This is a genomic window from Pseudomonas sp. 7P_10.2_Bac1 (assembly GCF_025465935.1).
In the GTDB taxonomy this organism is placed as follows: Bacteria; Pseudomonadota; Gammaproteobacteria; order Pseudomonadales; family Pseudomonadaceae; genus Aquipseudomonas.
The window spans coordinates 1-254 of the sequence record NZ_JANLNV010000003.1 but is presented as its reverse complement, the minus strand read 5'-3'; the positions used below and the strand labels follow the sequence as shown (position 1 = coordinate 254).

Below are 254 nucleotides of genomic sequence, written 5' to 3'. Positions count from 1 at the left end.
AAGAAGACGATAGAAGCAGCCCGAAATTGGGTCTGTAGCTCAGTTGGTTAGAGCGCACCCCTGATAAGGGTGAGGTCGGCAGTTCGAATCTGCCCAGACCCACCAATTTCGCGTGGGAAATCTGTAGAAATACGGGGCCATAGCTCAGCTGGGAGAGCGCCTGCCTTGCACGCAGGAGGTCAGCGGTTCGATCCCGCTTGGCTCCACCATACACTGCTTCAACATCGTAAAGCTTAGAAATGAGCATTCCATCA

Annotated in this window: 2 tRNA genes; both read left to right on the top strand. The window is 53.5% G+C overall.

Going from position 1 to position 254, the window contains the following annotated elements:
- The first annotated feature begins 28 nt into the window (after positions 1–28).
- Positions 29–105, top strand: a tRNA-Ile gene (locus NTD86_RS00540).
- Between the two features lie 28 nt (positions 106–133).
- A tRNA-Ala gene (locus tag NTD86_RS00535) sits at positions 134–209 on the top strand.
- Positions 210–254: the final 45 nt, after the last annotated feature.